This window comes from Enterobacter sp. KB-221C9 (genome assembly GCF_041320715.1).
In the GTDB taxonomy this organism is placed as follows: domain Bacteria; phylum Pseudomonadota; class Gammaproteobacteria; order Enterobacterales; family Enterobacteriaceae; genus Enterobacter; species Enterobacter asburiae_D.
Window position 1 is genome coordinate 1 of sequence record NZ_JBGIWG010000006.1, and the last position, 19,991, is coordinate 19,991.

Annotated in this window: 20 protein-coding genes, 1 tRNA gene and 1 pseudogene; 10 read left to right on the forward strand and 12 right to left on the reverse strand. The window is 54.0% G+C overall.

Annotation, left to right across the window (positions count from 1 at the left end; translation table 11 throughout):
* Positions 1 to 122: 122 nt before the first annotated feature.
* The 5 genes from gbpA to AB8846_RS10210 all read right to left on the reverse strand — a co-directional run bounded on the left by gbpA (position 123) and on the right by AB8846_RS10210 (position 3,709).
* On the reverse strand, positions 123 to 1,574 hold the full coding sequence (gene gbpA / locus AB8846_RS10190; protein ID WP_370732633.1) for an N-acetylglucosamine-binding protein GbpA: 1,452 nt from the start codon (positions 1,572 to 1,574) through the stop codon (positions 123 to 125).
* 128 nt (positions 1,575 to 1,702) lie between these two features.
* Positions 1,703 to 2,089 carry a 2-iminobutanoate/2-iminopropanoate deaminase gene (gene ridA, locus AB8846_RS10195; RefSeq protein WP_014882305.1) on the reverse strand — a complete coding sequence of 129 codons (387 nt, stop codon included), beginning with the start codon at positions 2,087 to 2,089 and terminating at the stop codon, positions 1,703 to 1,705.
* Positions 2,090 to 2,163: 74 nt separating this feature from the next.
* Positions 2,164 to 2,625: an aspartate carbamoyltransferase regulatory subunit gene (gene pyrI / locus AB8846_RS10200; protein WP_023310197.1), complete on the reverse strand. Its 462-nt coding sequence runs from the start codon at positions 2,623 to 2,625 to the stop codon at positions 2,164 to 2,166.
* Positions 2,626 to 2,637: 12 nt separating this feature from the next.
* On the reverse strand, positions 2,638 to 3,570 hold the full coding sequence (pyrB, locus tag AB8846_RS10205) for an aspartate carbamoyltransferase (protein ID WP_063144042.1): 933 nt from the start codon (positions 3,568 to 3,570) through the stop codon (positions 2,638 to 2,640).
* A gap of 34 nt (positions 3,571 to 3,604) precedes the next feature.
* A complete protein-coding gene (locus AB8846_RS10210; protein WP_022646880.1) occupies positions 3,605 to 3,709 on the reverse strand; it encodes a pyrBI operon leader peptide in 105 nt (34 codons plus the stop codon).
* On the opposite strand from AB8846_RS10210, the pseudogene AB8846_RS10215 reads away from it, so the two are divergent.
* Positions 3,689 to 3,806: pseudogene (locus AB8846_RS10215) on the forward strand (hypothetical protein). The gene AB8846_RS10210 and the pseudogene AB8846_RS10215 sit on opposite strands and share 21 nt — an antisense overlap.
* Before the next feature lie 3 nt (positions 3,807 to 3,809).
* On the opposite strand, the gene AB8846_RS10220 reads toward AB8846_RS10215, so the two are convergent.
* From AB8846_RS10220 to arcA, 5 genes are all read right to left on the reverse strand, one after another.
* Positions 3,810 to 4,289, reverse strand: coding sequence for an arginine repressor (locus AB8846_RS10220; RefSeq protein ID WP_023334317.1), 480 nt, complete (start codon positions 4,287 to 4,289; stop codon positions 3,810 to 3,812).
* Positions 4,290 to 4,364: 75 nt separating this feature from the next.
* Positions 4,365 to 5,768, reverse strand: coding sequence for a YfcC family protein (locus AB8846_RS10225; RefSeq protein ID WP_370732634.1), 1,404 nt, complete (start codon positions 5,766 to 5,768; stop codon positions 4,365 to 4,367).
* Positions 5,769 to 5,814: 46 nt separating this feature from the next.
* On the reverse strand, positions 5,815 to 6,819 hold the full coding sequence (gene argF / locus AB8846_RS10230; protein ID WP_370732635.1) for an ornithine carbamoyltransferase: 1,005 nt from the start codon (positions 6,817 to 6,819) through the stop codon (positions 5,815 to 5,817).
* Between the two features lie 98 nt (positions 6,820 to 6,917).
* The gene (arcC, locus tag AB8846_RS10235) at positions 6,918 to 7,829 is read right to left on the reverse strand and encodes a carbamate kinase (protein WP_213328993.1); all 912 of its coding nucleotides are present in this window, start codon (positions 7,827 to 7,829) and stop codon (positions 6,918 to 6,920) included.
* Positions 7,830 to 7,839: 10 nt separating this feature from the next.
* A complete protein-coding gene (arcA, locus tag AB8846_RS10240; RefSeq protein ID WP_370732636.1) occupies positions 7,840 to 9,060 on the reverse strand; it encodes an arginine deiminase in 1,221 nt (406 codons plus the stop codon).
* 675 nt (positions 9,061 to 9,735) lie between these two features.
* Between arcA and AB8846_RS10245 the strand changes: the two genes are divergently transcribed.
* Positions 9,736 to 10,188 carry a YhcH/YjgK/YiaL family protein gene (locus AB8846_RS10245; protein WP_370732637.1) on the forward strand — a complete coding sequence of 151 codons (453 nt, stop codon included), beginning with the start codon at positions 9,736 to 9,738 and terminating at the stop codon, positions 10,186 to 10,188.
* Positions 10,189 to 10,254: 66 nt separating this feature from the next.
* Here AB8846_RS10245 and argF (AB8846_RS10250) read toward each other — a convergent pair whose 3' ends face one another.
* Together argF (AB8846_RS10250) and argL are read right to left on the reverse strand one after the other, a co-directional pair.
* Entirely contained in the window at positions 10,255 to 11,259 is a 1,005-nt protein-coding gene (gene argF, locus AB8846_RS10250; RefSeq protein WP_370732638.1) for an ornithine carbamoyltransferase, read from the reverse strand.
* Positions 11,229 to 11,324 (reverse strand): putative translational regulatory protein ArgL, encoded by a 96-nt coding sequence (gene argL / locus AB8846_RS10255; RefSeq protein ID WP_213328991.1) that lies wholly within the window; start codon positions 11,322 to 11,324, stop codon positions 11,229 to 11,231. The genes argF (AB8846_RS10250) and argL overlap by 31 nt, the downstream gene beginning before the upstream one ends.
* Positions 11,325 to 11,423: 99 nt before the next feature.
* Between argL and rraB the strand changes: the two genes are divergently transcribed.
* The 8 genes from rraB (at position 11,424) to brxC (ending at position 19,978) form a co-directional block, all read left to right on the forward strand.
* The gene (rraB, locus tag AB8846_RS10260; RefSeq protein WP_370732639.1) at positions 11,424 to 11,849 is read left to right on the forward strand and encodes a ribonuclease E inhibitor RraB; all 426 of its coding nucleotides are present in this window, start codon (positions 11,424 to 11,426) and stop codon (positions 11,847 to 11,849) included.
* Positions 11,850 to 11,895: 46 nt separating this feature from the next.
* Entirely contained in the window at positions 11,896 to 12,654 is a 759-nt protein-coding gene (miaE, locus tag AB8846_RS10265) for a tRNA isopentenyl-2-thiomethyl-A-37 hydroxylase MiaE (protein WP_032625253.1), read from the forward strand.
* A gap of 30 nt (positions 12,655 to 12,684) precedes the next feature.
* Positions 12,685 to 13,407, forward strand: a complete 723-nt coding sequence (locus AB8846_RS10270) for a topoisomerase II (protein WP_370732640.1) — start codon at positions 12,685 to 12,687, stop codon at positions 13,405 to 13,407.
* A gap of 106 nt (positions 13,408 to 13,513) precedes the next feature.
* A tRNA-Leu gene (locus tag AB8846_RS10275) sits at positions 13,514 to 13,598 on the forward strand.
* A 198-nt stretch (positions 13,599 to 13,796) separates the two neighbouring features.
* Complete coding sequence (locus AB8846_RS10280) at positions 13,797 to 15,056, forward strand: tyrosine-type recombinase/integrase (protein WP_370732641.1); 1,260 nt, start codon at positions 13,797 to 13,799, stop codon at positions 15,054 to 15,056.
* A 125-nt stretch (positions 15,057 to 15,181) separates the two neighbouring features.
* On the forward strand, positions 15,182 to 15,943 hold the full coding sequence (locus AB8846_RS10285; protein ID WP_370732642.1) for a hypothetical protein: 762 nt from the start codon (positions 15,182 to 15,184) through the stop codon (positions 15,941 to 15,943).
* Positions 15,944 to 15,947: 4 nt separating this feature from the next.
* Entirely contained in the window at positions 15,948 to 16,490 is a 543-nt protein-coding gene (locus AB8846_RS10290) for a BREX protein BrxB domain-containing protein (protein ID WP_370732643.1), read from the forward strand.
* A 14-nt stretch (positions 16,491 to 16,504) separates the two neighbouring features.
* Positions 16,505 to 19,978, forward strand: coding sequence for a BREX system P-loop protein BrxC (gene brxC / locus AB8846_RS10295; protein ID WP_370732644.1), 3,474 nt, complete (start codon positions 16,505 to 16,507; stop codon positions 19,976 to 19,978).
* Positions 19,979 to 19,991: the final 13 nt, after the last annotated feature.

Below are 19,991 nucleotides of genomic sequence, written 5' to 3' on the forward strand. Positions count from 1 at the left end.
CGCGGGCGCCGCTGGGGCGGGCGCCGGGGTAAAAAAAAAAACGCCCCGGGGGGCACTTGGTTGGCCGGGCCTACGTGCCGGTTCGCCCCGGAAAACTATGTGCCGCCGGGCGTAAAGGCAACTCAGTTCTTCAACACCCACGCCTCTTTCCAGTGTGTGCCAACGCCTGGCTCAAACTGGGTAGACGTTCTGCTGTACTGCATGCAGTAACCGCTGTACGGGAAAGGTTTACACTCGTAGGTCTTACCGTCTTTAGGCTGTAACACTACGGTACCTGCTTTGTAAGACGCGACATTGTCCGGGAAGATATAGTCATGCTGACCGGCGTTGTCCGCCGCCGCTTCGCCTTCCAGCATCAGGTTCAGCACGTCCTGGGCAAACAGGGTGCCGTCTTTGTTGGTGGCGTAGTATTTCAGCATGTGGTGGCCCGGTGTCACGTCATTCAGGGTCATGGTCACGTCCTGGCTGGCGTTGTTCATCTCCTGTTTCAGATAGCCTTTTTCCGCACCGCTGTGGTTCATCACGTGTGCTTCCATATTCACGTCGCCTTTGGTGCTCACGTGGAACGTCACGGTCGCGCTGTCATGTTCGATTTTGCTGTACTGCAGGTTAGAAACGGCAATCGTTTCATTCACTTCCGCTTTCTGCTCTTCATACGAAATCGCGACGGACTGCAGCGTGCTGCCGTCCTTCACGAATACGCTGTTCGCGCCGTGAACCGGGTTGATTTCACCCGCTTCATCCTTCACCCCGACGCGAACGTCGCTGTGCTCGGCGTTGATCTTCTGCGCCAGATCGTATGACCACTGGTTTGCATCCCCTTGGGTAGCCGAGCCGATGGTCAACTCGGTACGCAGGGCGGCAACTTCCCCGTTAGCGTCGAAGAAGCGTGCAATGATTTTGTCGCCCGTATGGAGGTTATTGCCCGCGATTTGGCCGGAGATCATTTTGCTCCACTCCGATACGCCCGCTGTCGCCTCGTCAGTCGAGGTGCTTGCGCTATTACCAAAATCAACATCAATAGCCTGATAGAAACTGTTTGCCGTATCGGCAATTTCCCACACGCCATAAATGACCTGATATCCGGTGCGTTCAGGAACATTACAATTCATGGACTGCGTCATCGCGGGGGCAAGGCCATTCCCGTTTACAGTACAGAATGGGGTAGATTCAAACTGAGCGCGGGTCAGGGGTTTATTCGGATCCCAGTTTTGCTTAGTGATGTAATAACGCCAGTTGGCGGTTTTGTGTGGGGCGGTATGGTGCCAGACAAATTGATGCGGCCCTGCCGTCATCGGCGTTTTTGTCCAGGCATTCAGGCTCTGTTTATCCAGTTGAGAATACTGGGCAATGCCGGCACTGGCGAGTTGCCCATCCGGCGGCATAGCGCCAGCCGGGAAACCGGAAATTTTTTCTACACTCTGCGGTTCGTACTGTACTAAACCACAATCGATATTTTGGCCGAGCTTGCACATATAGGCGCGGCTGGCTGGAGATTCAATATAGCCATGGGCCAGTGCGGAAGAGGTAACGGTCAATGCCGCTATCGCCAGCGCAATTTTTGAAAGTTTCATTCTCTGTCCATAATAATCAATATACCGCGTGAGTGTATTTATGGACGGGGGGAAGGTCATTTTAACGCGAGGATAAAAATAGGCGAAATAAAAGGCAGCCTGAGCTGCCCTGTATTTACTGAAACAGATTAACGACGTACGGCAATCGCTTCGATTTCAATTTTCACGTCTTTTGGCAGACGGGCTACTTCCACGCAGGAGCGCGCCGGGAAGGTGGCGTTGTGCTCGGTGAAGAACGCTTCGTAGGTGGCGTTAACGGTCGCGAAATCGTTCAGATCCTTCACGAAAACGGTGGTTTTCACGATGTCGCCCACTTTCAGGCCCGCGGATTCCACGATCGCCTGCACGTTTTCCAGCGACTGACGCGCCTGTGCCGCCACGTCGGCCGGTACTTCACCGGTTTTTGGGTTCACCGGGATCTGGCCAGAGGTGATGATCATGCTGCCCAGATCAACGCCCTGAACGTAGGGGCCGATAGCCGCTGGTGCATTTTCCGTCGCGAGTACTTTGGTCATGATTTCTCCAGAATAACAGCTGATTTAAGAGTCCCGGCCATTATAGGGAGGCCGGGATCCTTTACCAACCTCAATTAGTTGGCCAGCACCACATAATGAGAAAACTCTTTTTCGCAGTATTTGCATTTGAGCGCGATGTCATCGGCGCGTTTTTTCACTGCAAAGCTGGAGGAAACCGGCTCAGCATGGCTGATGCAGTTGCTGTTCGGGCAGACCAGCACGCTTTCGATGCGATCCGGCAGGCTCGGGCGGGATTTGCCCACCACTTCATACTCGTCGATGCGGTTGACGGTAGCGTCCGGCGCGTACAGCGACAGCTGGTTAACCTGCTCGTCGGTCAGGAAGGTATTCTCGATTTTAATCAGGTCCTTGCGGCCCATTTCGCCTGACGGCAGGTTCAGGCCGATGGTGATGCGCTGGTCGGTTTCGGTCAGTTTGAACAGCGTCAGCAGCTTAAAGCCCACCTGCGCAGGGATGTGGTCAATCACGGTGCCACGCTTGATGGCTTCAACCTGGAGTTTGTTATCGTGTGTCATGGTCGTTTCCCCTTACAGTGCCAATTCGCGATTCAGAACCAGTGCCAGTAACGCCTGGCGGGCGAAGATGCCGTTTCCGGCCTGCTGGAAGTACCAGGCGTGCGGCGTTTTATCCACGTCTGTGGCGATCTCATCGATGCGCGGCAGCGGATGCAGCACCTTCATGTTGTCGCGCGCGCCCTCAAGGTCGCTGGCGCGCAGCACGAACTGCGCCTTCACGTTGGCGTATTCGGACGGGTCCAGGCGCTCTTTTTGCACGCGGGTCATATAGAGAATATCCACGTTGCCCACCACCTCTTCAATGCTGGCGTGCAGGCTCCACTGAATGCCTTTTTCGTCCAGCATGTCGAGAATGTACTGCGGCATCGCCAGCGCGTCAGGCGCGATGAAGAAGAAGCGGTTGCCGTTAAATTTCGCCAGCGCCTGGGTCAGGGAGTGGACGGTGCGGCCATATTTCAGGTCGCCGACCATGGCGATATTCAGGTTCTCGAGCTTGCCCTGCGTCTCCTGAATGGTGAACAGATCCAGCAGGGTCTGCGTCGGGTGCTGGTTGGCACCGTCACCGGCGTTCAGTACCGGAATGCCGCCGGAAAACTCGGTCGCCAGACGCGCCGCGCCCTCCTGCGGATGACGCATCACAATCGCGTCGACGTACGTGCTGATCACTGAAATGGTATCCGCCAGGGTCTCGCCTTTTTTACCCAGCGACGTGTTGCTGCTGTCCGAGAAGCCCACCACGCTCGCGCCCAGGCGGTGCATGGAGGTCTCAAAGGAGAGGCGGGTGCGGGTCGAGGCTTCGAAGAAGCAGCTCGCAATCACCTTGTGCTTCAGCAGCTCCGGTTGCGGATTGGCCTTCAGTTTTGCCGCGGTTTCCAGAACCAGTTCCAGCTCTTCGCGGCTGAGGTCGTTTATGGAAATGATGTGTTTTTGATAAAGCGGATTCATGTTTATCTCCTGACGCCGGGCAAAAAAAAGCCCCTCAAATGAGGGGCTCTGGGAATAGGTTTAGCAACGGGAAGAAAAACGGCAGGCCAGCGTCTGATTTCAGACGCGGTAAGACGTTATGTCGTACACGCTTGACCATGCTTCCTCCCGGCAAATTGTCGGGCATTATACGCAGCTCGCTTTTCGGATCAAGCGATTTAATGCACACTTTACTCAATGCAAACGGTTCTTTATGAATATTAATGCGTTCTGAGTAAATAATTAATTTGCTTATGCACCAGCGCGGTGCGCTTCACGACCCGGGGCGCGACCCAGACGATACTGCTGCCAGCCACCACGCCTAAAATTTCCGGTAGCTGGTGATAATCCAGAATACGCGCCACCGCGCGGCCATATCCGGCGACGGTATGAACAAGGATAAACTCGCTATTGTGCTCGACGCTGACCACCATTTCGGACACGGTACGCGCGGCGTCGGGGGCAGGGCGCAGCTGGGGATTCAGCGAATAAATCTTTAGCCCTTTGGCATTTCGAATTTTTATGACACCGAGCAATTTAAGCAGACGTGAAACGGTGGACTGGCTGATGGTCTCAAAACCACGCTCCTGCAAATCCCGGCGGATCTCCTCCTGAGAGAGATAACTCTTTTCTGCGATCAGACGCTGGCAGACCGTCAGCTGAAGCTGTTCTTTTGGAGAGTAATCACCATATTCCGTCATAACTATTTCCCATGTAAGTGGCTGAAACAAAACGCCCGGTGGCGCTACGCTTACCGGGCCTACAACTTCAAAACGTCACAACAACGCCCCCAGGCTTAACGCCGCCATAATCACCACCGTTAATATCCCCAGCAGCGGCGCCACCCATTTCAGATAACGCACGTAGGGCACGCGGGCGATAGCCAGCCCGCCCATCACGACGGCAGAGGTGGGAGTGACCAGGTTAACGATGCCGGAGGCCGACTGGTAAGCCGTAACCACCAGGTCGCGGTTGACGTTAGCGAAATCGGCAAGCGGCGCCATGATCGGCATCGTCAGAACGGCCAGGCCGGACGAAGAAGGCACAAGAAACGACAGCACGACCTCCAGCCAGTACATCACGTTGATGAACGCCACCGTGGACAACCCGCTGACCAACCCTTCCGCGCTGTGCAAAATGGTGTGGGTAATCATGCCCTTATCCATGATCACTACGATACCGCGCGCGATGCCGATAATCAGCGCGACGCCCAGCAAATCTCGCGCGCCGTTGATAAACGTCGACGTCAGCTCCTCTTCGCTCATGCGGGCAATCAGGCCGACGATAATCGCGCTGGCGAGAAACACCGCCGAGATCTCCGCCATCCACCAGCCCAGCACCGCCACGCCGTAGATCATTACCGCGAAGGCGAGGGCGAAAATCACCAGGATGATTTTGCGGACCGGGGTAAATTCCAGCGACTGTTCGCCTTTGTTGCCGAGGAAGTGGGTGCGGTTCTCTTCCTGTTTATCCGCTACGATCGACAGCGACGGATCCTGGCGCACCTTGCGGGCGTAGCGCATCACCCACGCCACGCAGATGATCCAGCCGATGACCAGCAGCGCCACGCGCAGGGCGATACCGTTGGTGAAGGGGATCCCGGCGGCGTTGGCGGCGATCACCGTTGCGAACGGGTTGATGGTAGAGCCAAGCGTGCCGATCCCCGCCCCGAGCAGCACGGTGGAGGCGGCGACAACCGGATCGAAGCGCGCGGCCAGCATCACCGGTACCAGCAGGGTGTAGAACGGCAGCGACTCTTCGGCCATGCCGTAAATCGTGCCGCCTGCGGCAAACAGCGCCATCAGGATCGGGATCATCCACTCCTCGCGCCCGCGCAGCCGGGTGGTGACGCGCTCGATCCCGGCGTCAATCGCCCCGGTTTTGGTGACGATCCCGAGGAATCCACCGATGATCAGGATAAACAGCGCCACGTCGATCGCCCCGGCCTGACCGGAAACCGGATCGTACAGCCCGGCGATGGGCGCCATCAGGACGGAAACCAGCCCCTGCGGATGCGCCGCCACGTGGGCGTACGTTCCGGCAATCGGGACTTCTTTACCGAGGGTTTCGTTCATCGCCATCTGGTACTGACCGGCAGGGACGACCCAGCTCAGCGCCGCCACAACGGCAATCAGAAAAAAGAGAATGGTGTAAGCGGAGGGAAACTTAAACTTGCCCATGATGTGCTCCTTAACCCGGCGCACCCCGCGGCGCGCCGGGCGGTGATTAGTCGCCGAGTGTCGCCACCATGACCGCTTTAATGGTGTGCATGCGGTTCTCTGCTTCGTCGAAGACGATGGAGTTCGGTGATTCGAAGACCTCTTCCGTCACCTCCAGCCCCTTCAGGCCGTACGCCATCTCGATCTCGCGGCCCACTTTGGTGTGCTCGTTGTGGAACGCCGGCAGGCAGTGCATGAACTTGACGTTCGGGTTGCCGGTGGCTTTCATCACGTCCGCGTTGATTTGATACGGCTTCATCAGGCTGACGCGCTCGGCCCAGGCCTCCTTCGGCTCGCCCATGGAGACCCACACGTCGGTGTAGAGAAAATCGGTGCCCCGCACGCCTTCTTCCACGTCGTCGGTGAGAGTGATGCGCGCGCCCGTCTCTTTCGCGATGGCGCGGCACTGCTCAACCAGCCCGGCTTCCGGCCAGAAGGATTTCGGCGCGACGAGGCGGATATCCATCCCCATCTTGGCCGCGCCGACCATCAGCGAGTTGCCCATGTTGTTGCGCGCATCGCCCAGGTAGGCAAAGCTTAGCTCCGGCAGGGTTTTGCCCGGCGCGTGCTCCAGCATGGTCATCAGGTCGGCGAGGATTTGGGTTGGGTGGAACTCGTCGGTCAGGCCGTTCCAGACCGGCACGCCCGCGTATTCGCCCAGCTCTTCGACGATGGCCTGGCCGTAGCCGCGGTATTCGATGCCGTCATACATGCGGCCTAATACGCGGGCGGTGTCTTTCATCGACTCTTTATGACCAATTTGCGATCCGCTTGGGCCGAGGTAGGTGACCTGCGCGCCCTGGTCGAACGCGCCCACTTCGAAGGCGCAGCGGGTGCGGGTGGAGGTTTTTTCAAAGATCAGGGCGATGTTTTTCCCGGCCAGGGTTTGCTTCTCACGCCCGGCTTTTTTGGCGGCCTTCAGCTCGATGGCGAGGTCGATCAGGTACTGGATCTCCGCCGGGGTGTAGTCCAGCAGTTTCAGGAAGTTGCGGTTTTTCAGGTTAATGGTCATGTGGGAAATCCTTTTTAAAATTTAGCTGTCTGATGCACTCACCCCAGGTTTACGTCCCCTCTCCCTCCGGGAGAGGGTTAGGGTGAGGGGAAAACGACTCAATTGCGAATCAACGTGCCTTTCTCGCCTGCCAGGATCTCCGCGCCGTCGGCCAGCGCGCCGATCCCGGCAATGCCGTTGCAGGCTTCAACAAACTCGCGGCAGGCGGCCACTTTCGGCCCCATCGATCCGGCGTCGAACTGCATGCCTCTGAGCAGCTCCGGCGTCACCTGCGCCAGCGGGCGCTGGGTCGGCTTGCCCCAGTCGAGGTACACCGCGTCGGCATCGGTCAAAATCAGCAGGGCGTCGGCCTCGATTTGCCTCGCCAGGAGTGCGGCGGAGAGGTCTTTGTCGATCACCGCCTCAATCCCGCGATAGCCGTTGGCGTTCTCCACCACCGGCACGCCGCCGCCGCCGTTGCAGATCACCAGGTGGTCACGCTGAATAAGCGCCGTGATGGCGTCGCTCTCGACGATGCGCTTCGGCTGCGGCGACGGCACCACGCGGCGGACGTAGCTCCCGTCGGCCTTGAACACCCAGCCTTTTTCTGCGGCCAGCGCTTTCGCCTGGGCTTCGCTGTACACCGGGCCGATGTACTTGGTCGGGTTGCGGAAGGCCGGGTCGGCGGGGTCCACTTCCACCTGCGTGAGCAGGACGCTCACCTCGCGCTGCGGCAGATTGTTTTTCAGCGCCTGCTGAAGCATGTAGCCGATCATTCCCTGGCTTTCGGCGCCGAGAACGTCCAGCGGGTAGGGCGTCACTTTGTCGTAGGCGCTGTTCTGCAGCGCCAGCAGCCCGACCTGCGGCCCGTTGCCGTGCACCAGCACCACGCGCCACTGTGCCGTCAGCCCGGCGATGGTGCGGGCGGCCTGCTCGATGTTCTGGCGCTGGATCTCCGCTTCCAGCGGCTCGCCGCGCTTGAGCAGCGCGTTGCCGCCGAGCGCCACAACCAGAGTGGGTTTTCGTTCCATGATGGCTCCTTTAAATTCCGTCACGTTCCAGCGGGCAGCTCATGCAGCGCGCGCCGCCGCGGCCGCGTCCGAGTTCGTCGCCAGGGATGGGCAGCACGGTGATGCCCGCTTTGTCGTACTTCTCGTTGGTCCAGACGTTGCGCTCGTAGCCGATCACCACGCCCGGGCGAATGGTCAGCACGTTGTTGGCGTCGTTCCACTGCTCGCGTTCCGCTTCAAAGGCGTCGCCGCCGGTGGTGATCAGGCGCACCTGGCTAATGCCGAGCGCCTTCTCGATGGCGTGCAGCAGGTCGGTTTCCTGCGTGCGCAGCAGGCCGCCGCGTCCGTCCGGGGTGAGCGTCCAGCACTGGGCGTCCTTGCGCACCACTTCCGGATAAACGGAGAAGGTGTCCACGTCGATGTGGGTCATGACGGTGTCGAGGTGCATGCAGGAGCGGTGTTTTGGCAGCTCCACGGCGATCACGCGCTCGGCCTGACGGTGTTTGAACAGGCTGTTGGCGAGGAACTCCACGCCCTGCGGCGTCGTGCGCTCGGACATGCCGATCAGGACCGCTCCGCGTCCAATAACCAATACGTCGCCGCCTTCTAGGGTGGCGTGGTCGTAATTAATATTCTCGTCGCCGAAATACTTAATAAAATCGCCGTCGGCAAACGCCGGATGCCAGCGATATATTGCCCGCAGGTTATTTGTTTCACGCTGGCGCGCAGCTTTTGCCATCGGGTTAATAGAAACGCCGTTATAAATCCAGCACGAGGTATCGCGGGTAAATAAATGGTTCGGCAGCGGCTTCATAATAAAATCATTCGCCGTGTGGGTATCGACTACCATATTTTTAATGGCCGCCGGAATTTCCCCGTAGGTTAATCCGCCGCTCAGTCTGCGCGCCAGTTCGCGGTGCGGCATATCCGCCAGCCAGCCGCGCACGTCGCCGGCAAAGGTCGGCCCGAGGCGGTAGTCCGAGATTTGCGTATCCAGCAGCCAGGCTTTCGCTTCTGAAATATCAACGGTTTGTGTCAGAAGGTCGGTCAACAGCAGGACTTCCACACCCTGCTCGCGCAGCGTGTTTGCGAAGATGTCATGCTCCTCACCCGCCCGTTCAACCGAGAGCACGTCATCAAAAAGCAGCTCCTGGCAGTTTGATGGCGTTAAACGTTTCAGACTTAAATTTGGGCGGTGCAGCATAACGCTACGCAATTGACCAATTTCAGAACCGACGTAATGCTTTTCCATAATTATTCCTTTAACTGTTTTTCAGAATAAAAAGGGCATGCGCCATGTGATGTATTTAATTGCATGGCGGCTAAGCTCAATTGATTTCGTGATTCATACTAGGCAGTTAAATAATCCGTATTGTGATGTTGCTCACGCGAAACCGGATATTAAGGGGTTTGTTTTCATTTGCATGATTCGCATCAGATAATGATTAATTTCATATTATTGAAGGATGAATAGCTAAGCAGGATCCGGTGGCATTATTTTAGGTTGTTATTATTTTGTAGATTTTAATATTTTGAAATATCTTGTTATGTGACTGATTTTAAATGATAAAAATCATGCGCAAGAATGGCTATGCAATTAACGTAATTAACTATTTTTGACTTAAGAAAAATCAATAAATAATTATGGTTTTTTAGAGCAAATTATCAAAACAGTAAAGTGTGAGGCGGCAACGGGTTTTGTTAATTAGAGAGCATGATCAAGGGGTTAGAACAGTCGTGTGATAAGCGCTGATCGAGGTTATGCATAACCCCTGCATAATTGCCTGAGCAGGATTAACAGAGAATTAACACCTTTCCCGATAAACATGCGCTCGCGCAAACCTCTTCGAAAAAGGGCTGGTATGGCAGCCGGGATTCTCGTATAAAAGATGAAAATGAAACATCGTTTTATATTGAGGATTGAAACATGATTATCGGCAACATCCACCATCTGCAGTCCTGGCTGCCTGACGATCTGCGCCAGGCGATTGAGCACGTTAAAGCCCACGTCACCGGCGCCACGCCGCTCGGTAAACACGACATCAACGGCAACAGCCTGTTTTATCTGGTCTCTGAAGACATGACCCAGCCGTTTGCCGAGCGCCGAGCCGAGTACCACGCGCGCTATCTGGATATTCAGATCGTGATGAAGGGCCAGGAAGGGATGACGTTCAGCACCCTGCCGCATGGCGTGCCGGACACCGACTGGCTGGCGGACAAAGACATTGCCTTCCTGCCGGAAGGCGAGCAGGAGAAAACCGTGGTGCTGAGCGAAGGGGATTTTGTGGTGTTTTGGCCGGGTGAAGTGCATAAGCCGCTGTGCGCGGTGGGGGCACCTGCGCAAGTGCGTAAGGTTGTGGTGAAGATGCTGATCGGCTAAACGGGTTTACTCCCTCTCCCTGTGGGAGAGGGCCGGGGTGAGGGCACCCGCGCTCAGAGGACCCAATCACTCCCCAAGCGTCGCCACCATCACCGCCTTAATCGTATGCATCCGGTTTTCCGCCTGGTCGAACACGATGCTCGCCGCCGACTCAAACACCTCGTCCGTCACCTCCATCCCGCCGTGCAGATCGAAGTCCTTCGCCATCTGCTTGCCGAGCGTGGTCTGGTCGTCATGGAACGCCGGCAGACAGTGCAGGAACTTCACGTTCGGGTTGCCGGTCAGCGCCATCATCCGGGCATTCACCTGATACCCGCGCAGCAGCGCAATCCGCTCCGCCCACTTCTCTTTGGCTTCGCCCATCGACACCCAGACGTCGGTATAGATAAAGTCCGCGCCCTTAACGCCTGCCGCCACGTCTTCCGTCAGCGTGATCTTCCCGCCGTGCTTCTCCGCCAGCGCGCTGCACTCCGCCACCAGGCTCTCTTCCGGCCAGCAGGCTTTCGGGGCCACCAGGCGCAGATCCAGCCCGGTCAGCGCCGCCGCTTCCAGCATCGAGTTGCCCATGTTGTTGCGCGCGTCGCCCGCGTACACCAGCGTCATCTCGTTAAACGCCTTGCCCGGCAGGTGCTCCTGCATGGTCAGCAGGTCCGCCAGCAGCTGCGTCGGGTGGAACTCGTTGGTCAGCCCGTTCCACACCGGCACGCCCGCGTACTGCGCCAGCGTCTCGACCACTTCCTGGCCGTGGCCGCGATACTGAATGCCGTCGTACATCCGCCCGAGAACCCGCGCGGTGTCCTTAATTGACTCTTTATGCCCAATCTGGCTGCCGCTCGGTCCTAAATAGGTGACGCGCGCGCCCTGGTCAAATGCGGCAACTTCGAAAGAGCAACGTGTACGGGTCGAGTCTTTTTCGAAGATGAGCGCGATGTTTTTACCGGTAAGCTTCTGTACTTCCTTGCCATTTTTTTTATCGGCTTTGAGCTGTGCGGCAAGGGTCAGCAGAGAAGTGAACTGTGCAGGGGTAAAGTCGAGCAATTTCAGAAAGTGTTTCTTGTATAAATCGGACATTTTATCCTCGCATGGCGAACGCCACTTATTGAATTAAAATTCACTTTATATGTGTAATTATTCATTTGCAACCCCGTTTCACAATTCTTTCTTACAAAGGTGGAGGCAAACCCGTCCGTGTGTGAAAATAGAAGTATCTGCCGCACTTTAAAGAGGATTGAGCCATGGCAAACCCGGAACACCTGGAAGAGCAACGCGAAGAGACGCGTCTTATTATTGAAGAACTGCTGGAAGACGGTAGCGATCCGGACGCGCTGTACACCATCGAGCACCATTTCTCTGCTGACGATTTCGAGGCGCTGGAAAAACTGGCCGTGGAAGCCTTCAAGCTGGGTTACGAAGTGACAGAGCCGGAAGAGCTGGAAGTGGAAGAGGGCGACACCGTCATCTGCTGCGACATCCTGAGCGAAGGCGCGCTGAAGGCGGAGCTGATCGACGTGCAGGTAGAACAGCTGATGAACCTGGCCGAGAAGTTTGAAGTGGAATACGACGGCTGGGGAACCTACTTCGAAGATCCGAACGGTGAAGACGGCGAAGAAGGCGACGACGAAGATTACGTCGACGAAGACGACGACGGCGTGCGTCACTAAGCGTTTCAGGCGGTGGCGCACGCCACCGCTTTTTCAAGGCAGAACCATGGATTACCCGCAGATACTCGCCCCCGTACTCAACTTCCTCCAGTGCCCGACCCCGCAAGCATGGATTGATAAAGCCCGCGACCCCGCGAACCTGCCGCTGCTGCTCACCGACCACATGGTGTGCGAGCTCAAGGCCGCCCAGACCGCGCTGCTGCTGGTGCGTAAATACGTCGCCGACGAAAGCGGTGCCGACGCGCTGCTCGACTGGCTCAAACCCTACGAACAGTTCACCTTCCGCGACGGCCCGGAGCCGGACTTCATCGCCCTGCACAGGCAGATTGGCAAAAGCGTGATGCCCAAAACCGACGACCCGTGGGGCCAGGCGCTCATCGACAGCATGGTGCTGCTGATCAAAGAGGAGCTGCACCACTTCTGGCAGGTGCGCGAGGCGATGCTGGCCCGCGACATTCCGTATGTCAAAATCACCGCCAGCCGCTACGCCAAAGGGATGCTGAAGGACGTGCGCACCCACGAGCCGCTGACGCTGATCGACAAGCTGATCTGCGGCGCCTACATCGAAGCCCGCTCCTGCGAACGCTTCGCCGCGCTGGCCCCGTTCCTCGACGACGACCTGCAGAAGTTCTATCTCTCGCTGCTGCGCTCGGAAGCGCGCCATTATCAGGACTACCTGACGCTGGCCCAGCAGGTGAGCGACGACGATATCTCACCGCGCATACAGCTTTTTGGCGAAATTGAAGCCACACTTATCTCGACACCGGACCACGAGTTTCGCTTCCACAGCGGCGTGCCGGTGTAAACCGGCACAACTCAAGGTTAAGGATGCGAGATGAATAAAACGTGGACCCGTACCGTGATGGTTGTTGTGGTGGCCGCCGCCGTGGCGTTCTGGGTGTTCTTCGACAGGCAGCGCGCCCCTGAACAGCAGATGGATACCGCCCTTAACGCGATGCCCGCCTGGCAGGTGATTAAGGAGCAGGAGCCCGCGCTGCATCAGCGCATCCTCGACCAGATGGCCGCCCTGCAAAAAGCGGGCGAGCCGGAGCAGCAGATTATCGACACCATCCAGCCGCAGATCCTGCATCTGCAGATGTCGCGCCTGCAAAGCGCCCCGGACGCCAACGTGGTGAACTACATGACCATCAACATGGAGCAGACCGCCGCCATCCAGAAGGTGAGCGACGACGCTTGCTTCCGCTTCCTCTACCCGACGGTGAAGGGCGGCGTGAACCCGATGCGCATGCTGGATAAAGACCTGATGGCGCGGCGCATGCAGGCCGACGCCGACATGATGCGCGCGGCCTACGGCAAAAACCGCCACACCGTGACCCCGGCCGAACGCGAGGCGGCTGTCGAGGACGTGCGGCCGATTATGAAGGCGCTTGCCGATAAGTACGGCGAGGACATCCAGCTGCTGCAGATGCCGGAGAAGGCGGCTGGCAAGGAGAAGCTCTCCTGCGATATGGTGCAGGAGATGTGGGCGAAGGTGCTGGCGCTACCGGAGAAGAAGGCGGCGGGGGTGATTCGGCTGGCGGTGTCTGAGCTGGAGTGACGAAGGACGCTGGTTTTTTGGGCACTTAGCGCGGGTTTAGCGCGTCGTCGCTTGCATGGCGGCGCGCGACAGGTATAATCCACAACGTTTCCGCATCCCCTTCAGTGCCGAAGTGGCGAAATCGGTAGACGCAGTTGATTCAAAATCAACCGTAGAAATACGTGCCGGTTCGAGTCCGGCCTTCGGCACCATCGGAACATCAATAGACGTCAACGGACGTCTTTTTTTGTGCCTGAAATCCAGTATGCGCAAGGCTTTCCTCGCTTTTTCACTCAACCTAAGTCAACCTGATTCAATCTACATCAACTTACTGATGTGGGTACAACTGCGGGTATATCCCGGTTCGATAATGTTTGTACCCACACAGAATCCTTGAAAGGATACTCATCATGGCTCTAAGTGATGTGAAGGTTCGTTCGGCTAAGCCTGAAGCAAAAGCCTATAAACTTACTGACGGCGACGGTATGGTTTTGCTGGTTCACCCTAACGGCTCCAAATACTGGCGGCTACGTTATCGCTTCGGTGGCAAAGAGAAGATGCTGGCGCTGGGGAAATACCCTGAGGTTTCGCTGGCGGATGCCAGGGCGCGCCGGGATGAAGCCCGTAAGCTGTTAGCTCATGGCGTCGATCCCAGTGAGAACAAGAAAGCCGTTAAGGTAGAGCAGGAGCAAGAGGCAATAACGTTTGAAGTGGTTGCCAGAGAATGGCACGCCAGTAATCAAAAATGGTCGGCATCGCATAGCGCTCGTGTATTGAAAAGCCTGGAAGATAATCTCTTTGCTGCTATCGGTAAGCGGAACATTGCGGGGCTTAAGACTCGGGATCTGCTTGTACCCATCAAAGCGGTGGAATCTTCCGGACGACTCGAAGTTGCGGCTCGTTTGCAGCAGCGTACTACCGCGATTATGCGCTTTGCTGTGCAGAGCGGATTAATCGACTACAACCCCGCTCAAGAGATTGCCGGTGCGGTGGCTACGGCGAAAAGACAGCATCGTGCTGCTCTGGAACTCAATCGTATACCTGAATTGCTTCACCGTATCGATCACTATTCTGGAAGACCGTTAACCCGACTGGCTGTCGAACTCACGTTATTGGTTTTCATCCGTTCAAGCGAGCTGCGATTTGCCCGCTGGTCAGAAGTAGATTTTGAAACGGCCACGTGGACGATTCCGGGTGAGCGTGAGCCGCTGGAAGGTGTTAAACATTCTCAGCGAGGTTCGAAGATGCGGACACCTCACCTTGTTCCTTTGTCGCGGCAGGCGTTAGCCATTTTGGAAAAGATCAAAAGTATGAGTGGAAACCGTGAGCTGATCTTCATTGGTGATCACGATCCGCGTAAACCCATGAGTGAGAACACAGTGAACAAGGCTCTGAGAGTGATGGGCTATAACACAAAAACGGAAGTCTGTGGGCATGGTTTCAGGACCATGGCTTGTAGTTCACTGATAGAATCGGGGTTGTGGTCGAGGGATGCAGTAGAGCGGCAGATGAGCCATCAGGAACGTAACTCTGTGCGTGCGGCTTACATCCATAAGGCGGAACATCTTGGGGAGCGTAGGTTGATGTTACAGTGGTGGGCGGATTATCTGGATAGAAATCGTGAAAGTAGGGTTAGCCCATTCGACTTTGGTAACCATTTATTCAGTTAAATCAAGATAGTTGCAGATAATGGCTTTACATATTTACGAACAATATACTTGAGTGCTAAAGCAGAACGAAAGCAGTTTTTTTATCAAAAATGGCTTTTAGTACTCGGATTTGAGGAGGTATCCTGATGAACCATGAGCAGTTAGTTCAGTATGGATTCAAGTTTGGAAAAAATGGACCTCATGCAGCGCGTTGCATGATGATCAAAGAATTGAAGATATTGCTCCAGGCACGGCCTGAGAACACCTTACAAGAAGAATATAGGGTAAGCATTGTGGATGACAATATTCTTCATAAACCCAGTTCTAGTGCCAGGAAACTAACTTATCGGCACATGGTTGGTCTTTATGGGATGTCTCCGCACATACCTTTGTTCAAATTTTTTCGTCAACTTTGGGAGCTATCTGAAGAAGCTCAGCCTCTACTCGCACTGCAATTGGCTATTGCAAGAGATCCACTACTTCGAGAATCTGTTGGGGTCATTACGGCACTTAAGCCTGGGCAAATCTTACCCAGAAGCGTTATGGAAGAACACCTAGCAAAAGACGATCCAGATCGATTTAGTCAGGCATCACTTCAGTCATTTGCTCGAAACATTAGTGGCACCTGGACTCAATCAGGTTATCTTTCGGGTAAGGTTAAAAAAAAACGTACTGACCCAAAAGTAACGTATGTGAACGTGGTTTATGCTCTACTCCTTGGGCACTTCCAGGGGCTTTCAGGTAAACGTTTGTTTGATAGCTTTTGGATGAAACTATTACCAGTTGATGAAACAACTTTGTACGAGCTTGCATATAGAGCAACTTTGCGCGGCCTGATTAATTTCAAACAAGCCAGTGAGGTCGTTGAAGTGTCTTTTGCACCTCTGAATCTCCTAGTTAAGGAATAACGTGATGTCTGACAGATTGTCAAAATTACTGAAAAGTTTTTCCAGTCACATCAGTGTGCCATGGGGTAACAATATCTCAGCTGAAGAGAAAGCTATCTTTGTCGTATATGACAAAGAGGATGAGCTTAAGCTTCGTGCTCGCATGACTGAATTTAAGCATGCATGCATCGAAAGCGAGCACCCATGGCTGTTGTTGGACTTGACCAATGAGTTCCCCTACTGGATGGCCAGACAGGACTACAAAGAGGCTTATTTCGAAGATCCTGAGTATCTGGAAGGAAGCTATGACTATTTTGCTGAAGAGCTTGTGTCGAAACTCCATGAGCAGATTAATGTGCACCAAACACCTGAATCTGTAGTGGCTCTTATGGGATGTGGGACCATGTTCGGCTTTGTATCAGTCTCCGCTTTAGTTAAATCTTTAACGACTCAAGTACAGGGCCGCTTGGTGGTATTTTTCCCCGGAGAATATCATGAAAATAATTACAAACTGCTCGATGCCAAAGATGGCTGGGGATATCAAGCCACTGCTATTACCGTAGCTTAACCAGGTACAGAAAAATGCTAAACCGTGAAATTTATAAACTTGACCCTCTGGAAAGCAAACTGGCCAACAACGGTGTGGCCGAGGTAAAAGATGATCTCTCCAAAGGAGCACTTGAAACATTAGATTATGAGCTGCGGACGTTTGTCTGTAGTGGGGCTTATGCCAAAGGCATGGCTGATATTCTAAGCAATTACTTACGAAATGTTAAAAGCTCTGGTGAGCAGCCCGCAGTTTGGGTTTCAGGCTTCTTCGGTTCTGGAAAATCGCACTTAGCGAAAATGCTAAGAACTCTTTGGGTAAATCAAAAAATGGAAAGCGGAGCAGATGCCCGCTCGTTGGTTGAGTTACCGGATGATGTTCGGCAGTACTTCGACGAACTCTCGACGTTGGGGAGCCGGTTGGGGGGGCTCCATGCTGCGTCAGGAACATTGGGCGCTGGGGCAGAAGACAAAGTTCGATTGGCCTTGTTGGCGATTATATTTAAATCAGCAGGGTTATCTGAGCAATACCATCTTGCTCAATTCGAGCTTTGGCTAAAATCTGAAGGGGTGCTTGAACAGGTTAAAGCTTATATCCAACAGCATGCCAAAGGTAAAGAAGGCGAAGACCTGTGGAAGAAAGAACTGCGCAATCTCCATGTTTCACCAGTCATGGCGAATGCGCTGTTACATGCTTTGCCATCTCTAGGCAGTGATGCGAAAGAAGTACGCGATATGCTTCGCGCACAGTACAAAATTGTTGATGATGTTTCTAATACTGAAATGGTTCAGTCTATTGTCGATGCATTGTCAAATGAAGGAGACATGCCTCTCACTTTGGTGGTTCTTGACGAAGTTCAGCAATATATCGCTGACGATCCCGATCGCGCTCATCTAGTACAAGAAACAGTAGAAACTTGCTGTAAAGCAGGAGCCCTTAAATCGAAATTGTTGTTCGTAGCTACTGGGCAAAGTGCGTTATCCGGATTGCAAAACTTGCAACGACTCATGGGGCGCTTCCAGATTTCAGTTCAGTTAGAAGATACTGATGTTGATGCAGTAATTCGTAAAGTTATTCTTCAGAAGAAAGAAACAGCCAGAGCTGAGATTGAATCTGTGTTGCATACCAACCTCGGTGAGATTAACCGTCACATGAGTGGTTCAGTTATTGAAGCTCATAAAGACGATGAACAATGGATGATTGCAGACTATCCATTGTTGCCAGTGCGTCGCCGCTTCTGGGAGCGGGTTTTGCCGGCTCTGGATAAAACCGGTACTGGATCTCAATTACGTAATCAGCTGCGAGTGGTGCATGAGGCGACTAAGTCAACAGCCCTGAAGCCGTTGGGATCGGTAGTGCCTGCTGATTTTATCTATGAGCAGATTGCGATTAATTTGCTGCAAACTGGTGTTATTGGTAAAGAGATCTACGAAAAGATTGCTCGCTTCAAGGCTGGTAGCGAAGATACTGTTCTGCAAGGCAGAATTCTTTCGTTGATACTTCTCATTAGTAAATTACCGACAGACATAAATCACGGTATTGCTTCCACAGAAGCTTTCCTTGCTGACTTGCTCTTGGAACACTTAAGCGAAGGCAAACACGAACTTAGAGCAAAATTGCCACGTTTAATCCAGGAATTGGTTGATGCTGGCGACTTACTGCCAATGAATACTAGTGCTGGCGTTGAGTACCGACTGCAAACCCTGGAAAGCCAGCAATGGCATGACACTTTCAAACAGCAACAAAATGATCTGCGCGGTAACCCACAACGCTTAGAAACGTTCCGCAGCCTTGAAATCAAAAACCGTGTTAACAATGCCTTAGGGTTTGGTAGCGTGACTCAGGGAGTTAGTAACGAACCTCGTAAGATCACCGTTTGTTTCGACCAAGACCTTCCTGCCGATGCCAAAAAGCATCTTTATGCTCATGTGCTTGAATGTAAGGAAAAAGCCTTTGAGGATGCAGTGCGTAGTGCGAATCCTGATGACGCTACTATTTTCATTCATGTTCCCTCCATTCGCCGTAATGAGCTACTGAGTGCAATCGTCGATTTTAAAGCGGCTGAAACAACTCTGGAAGTGAGTGGGATACCATCTACAGATGCGGGTAAAGACGCTCGAGCTGCAATGGAGCACCGTAAATATGAAGCTGAGCGGACCAAGAAACTGATCCTGAAAGAGATTATTGATGGTATCCAGGTACAAATGGCTGGTGGGAGCGATGTACCTGGCGACACCTTAGCTGAGCAGTTCCAAAATGCAGGTAAGAAAGCATGTGAGCGGCTCTACACTGAGTTTAAGCCTGCAGATCAAAAAGGATGGGATAAGGTATTTGAGCGTGCAAGTAAATTCGCTGATGCCAATGCGCTGGAAGCTGTAGGTCATAATGATGAAGTGGAAAAGCATCCCGTCTGTGTCGCCATTAAACGCTACATCGGTGTTGCAAAAAATGGGGCTGAGATACGAGATAAATTTATGTCAGCTCCTTTCGGCTGGCCGAAAGATACCGTTGACGGCGGGCTCTTTGCCATGTTGGCAGCCGGTGCGCTGAAAGCAAGTGATTCTCAGGAAAAATCAGTTGATGCGAAAAGTTTGGAGCGCAGCAAGGTATCTCAAACTAACTTCCGTCCTGAGACCGTTAGTTTGTCGCCACGACAGCTGGCGGGCATCAAAAGTTTGATTCATGCGATTGGTTTGAACTGCACAAACGGTGAAGAACAATCCAAATTACGAGATGCGATAGAAGCAGCCAAGCAACTGGCGCGCAAAGCAGGTGGAGATGCCCCACTACCGCTGCCGCCAAAAGCAGAGCTGCTTGTCGAAGTCGAAAGGCTTTCTGGCAATGAACAGTTAATGGCTGCGTATGAACGACATAGTAACATCATCGATGAAGTGGAGCGTTGGAAAGGGCTTGCTGAAAAAGTGTCTGCCAGACAGGCGCGTTGGGGGGAACTGAAGGCTGCGCTTAAATTTTGCCAAAACTTAGTTGGCTTTGATGAGCTAATGAAAGAAGTGCATGCGATTGAGCAAAATCGAAGCCTGTTGGCCGATCCCGATCCCGTACAGCCGCTGCTGAAGCAGGTAATAGAAAAAATTCGCGTTGCCATTTTGAAAAAGTACGAAGATTTCCAAACCGAATATAACGAGTGCTTAAAAGATGTGCAGGATGATGCAATTTGGAACCAGCTTTCTAATGAGCAGCAGAAGCAATTGCTGAAAAAGCACCATCTGGATAACCTGGAAATGTCACCTTTGTCCGGTAATGACAGAGTACTCGAATGTATTGAAAACACTTCGTTAGCGCAGTGGAGCGATAAAACCTCAGCCCTGGCAGGCCGTTTTAGCCGTATGCGTCAGGATGCGGTTGATTTGTTGGTGCCTAAGGCACAAATCGTACATTTGCCAAGAGCAGTCATTGAGACCGAGGCGGAGCTCGATATCTGGTTGGCAAAGGTTCGACAAGACGTTATGGCTGCTTTGGCAGAAAACCGCCCCGCTTCTCTGAAATAACTACTCACCGCAT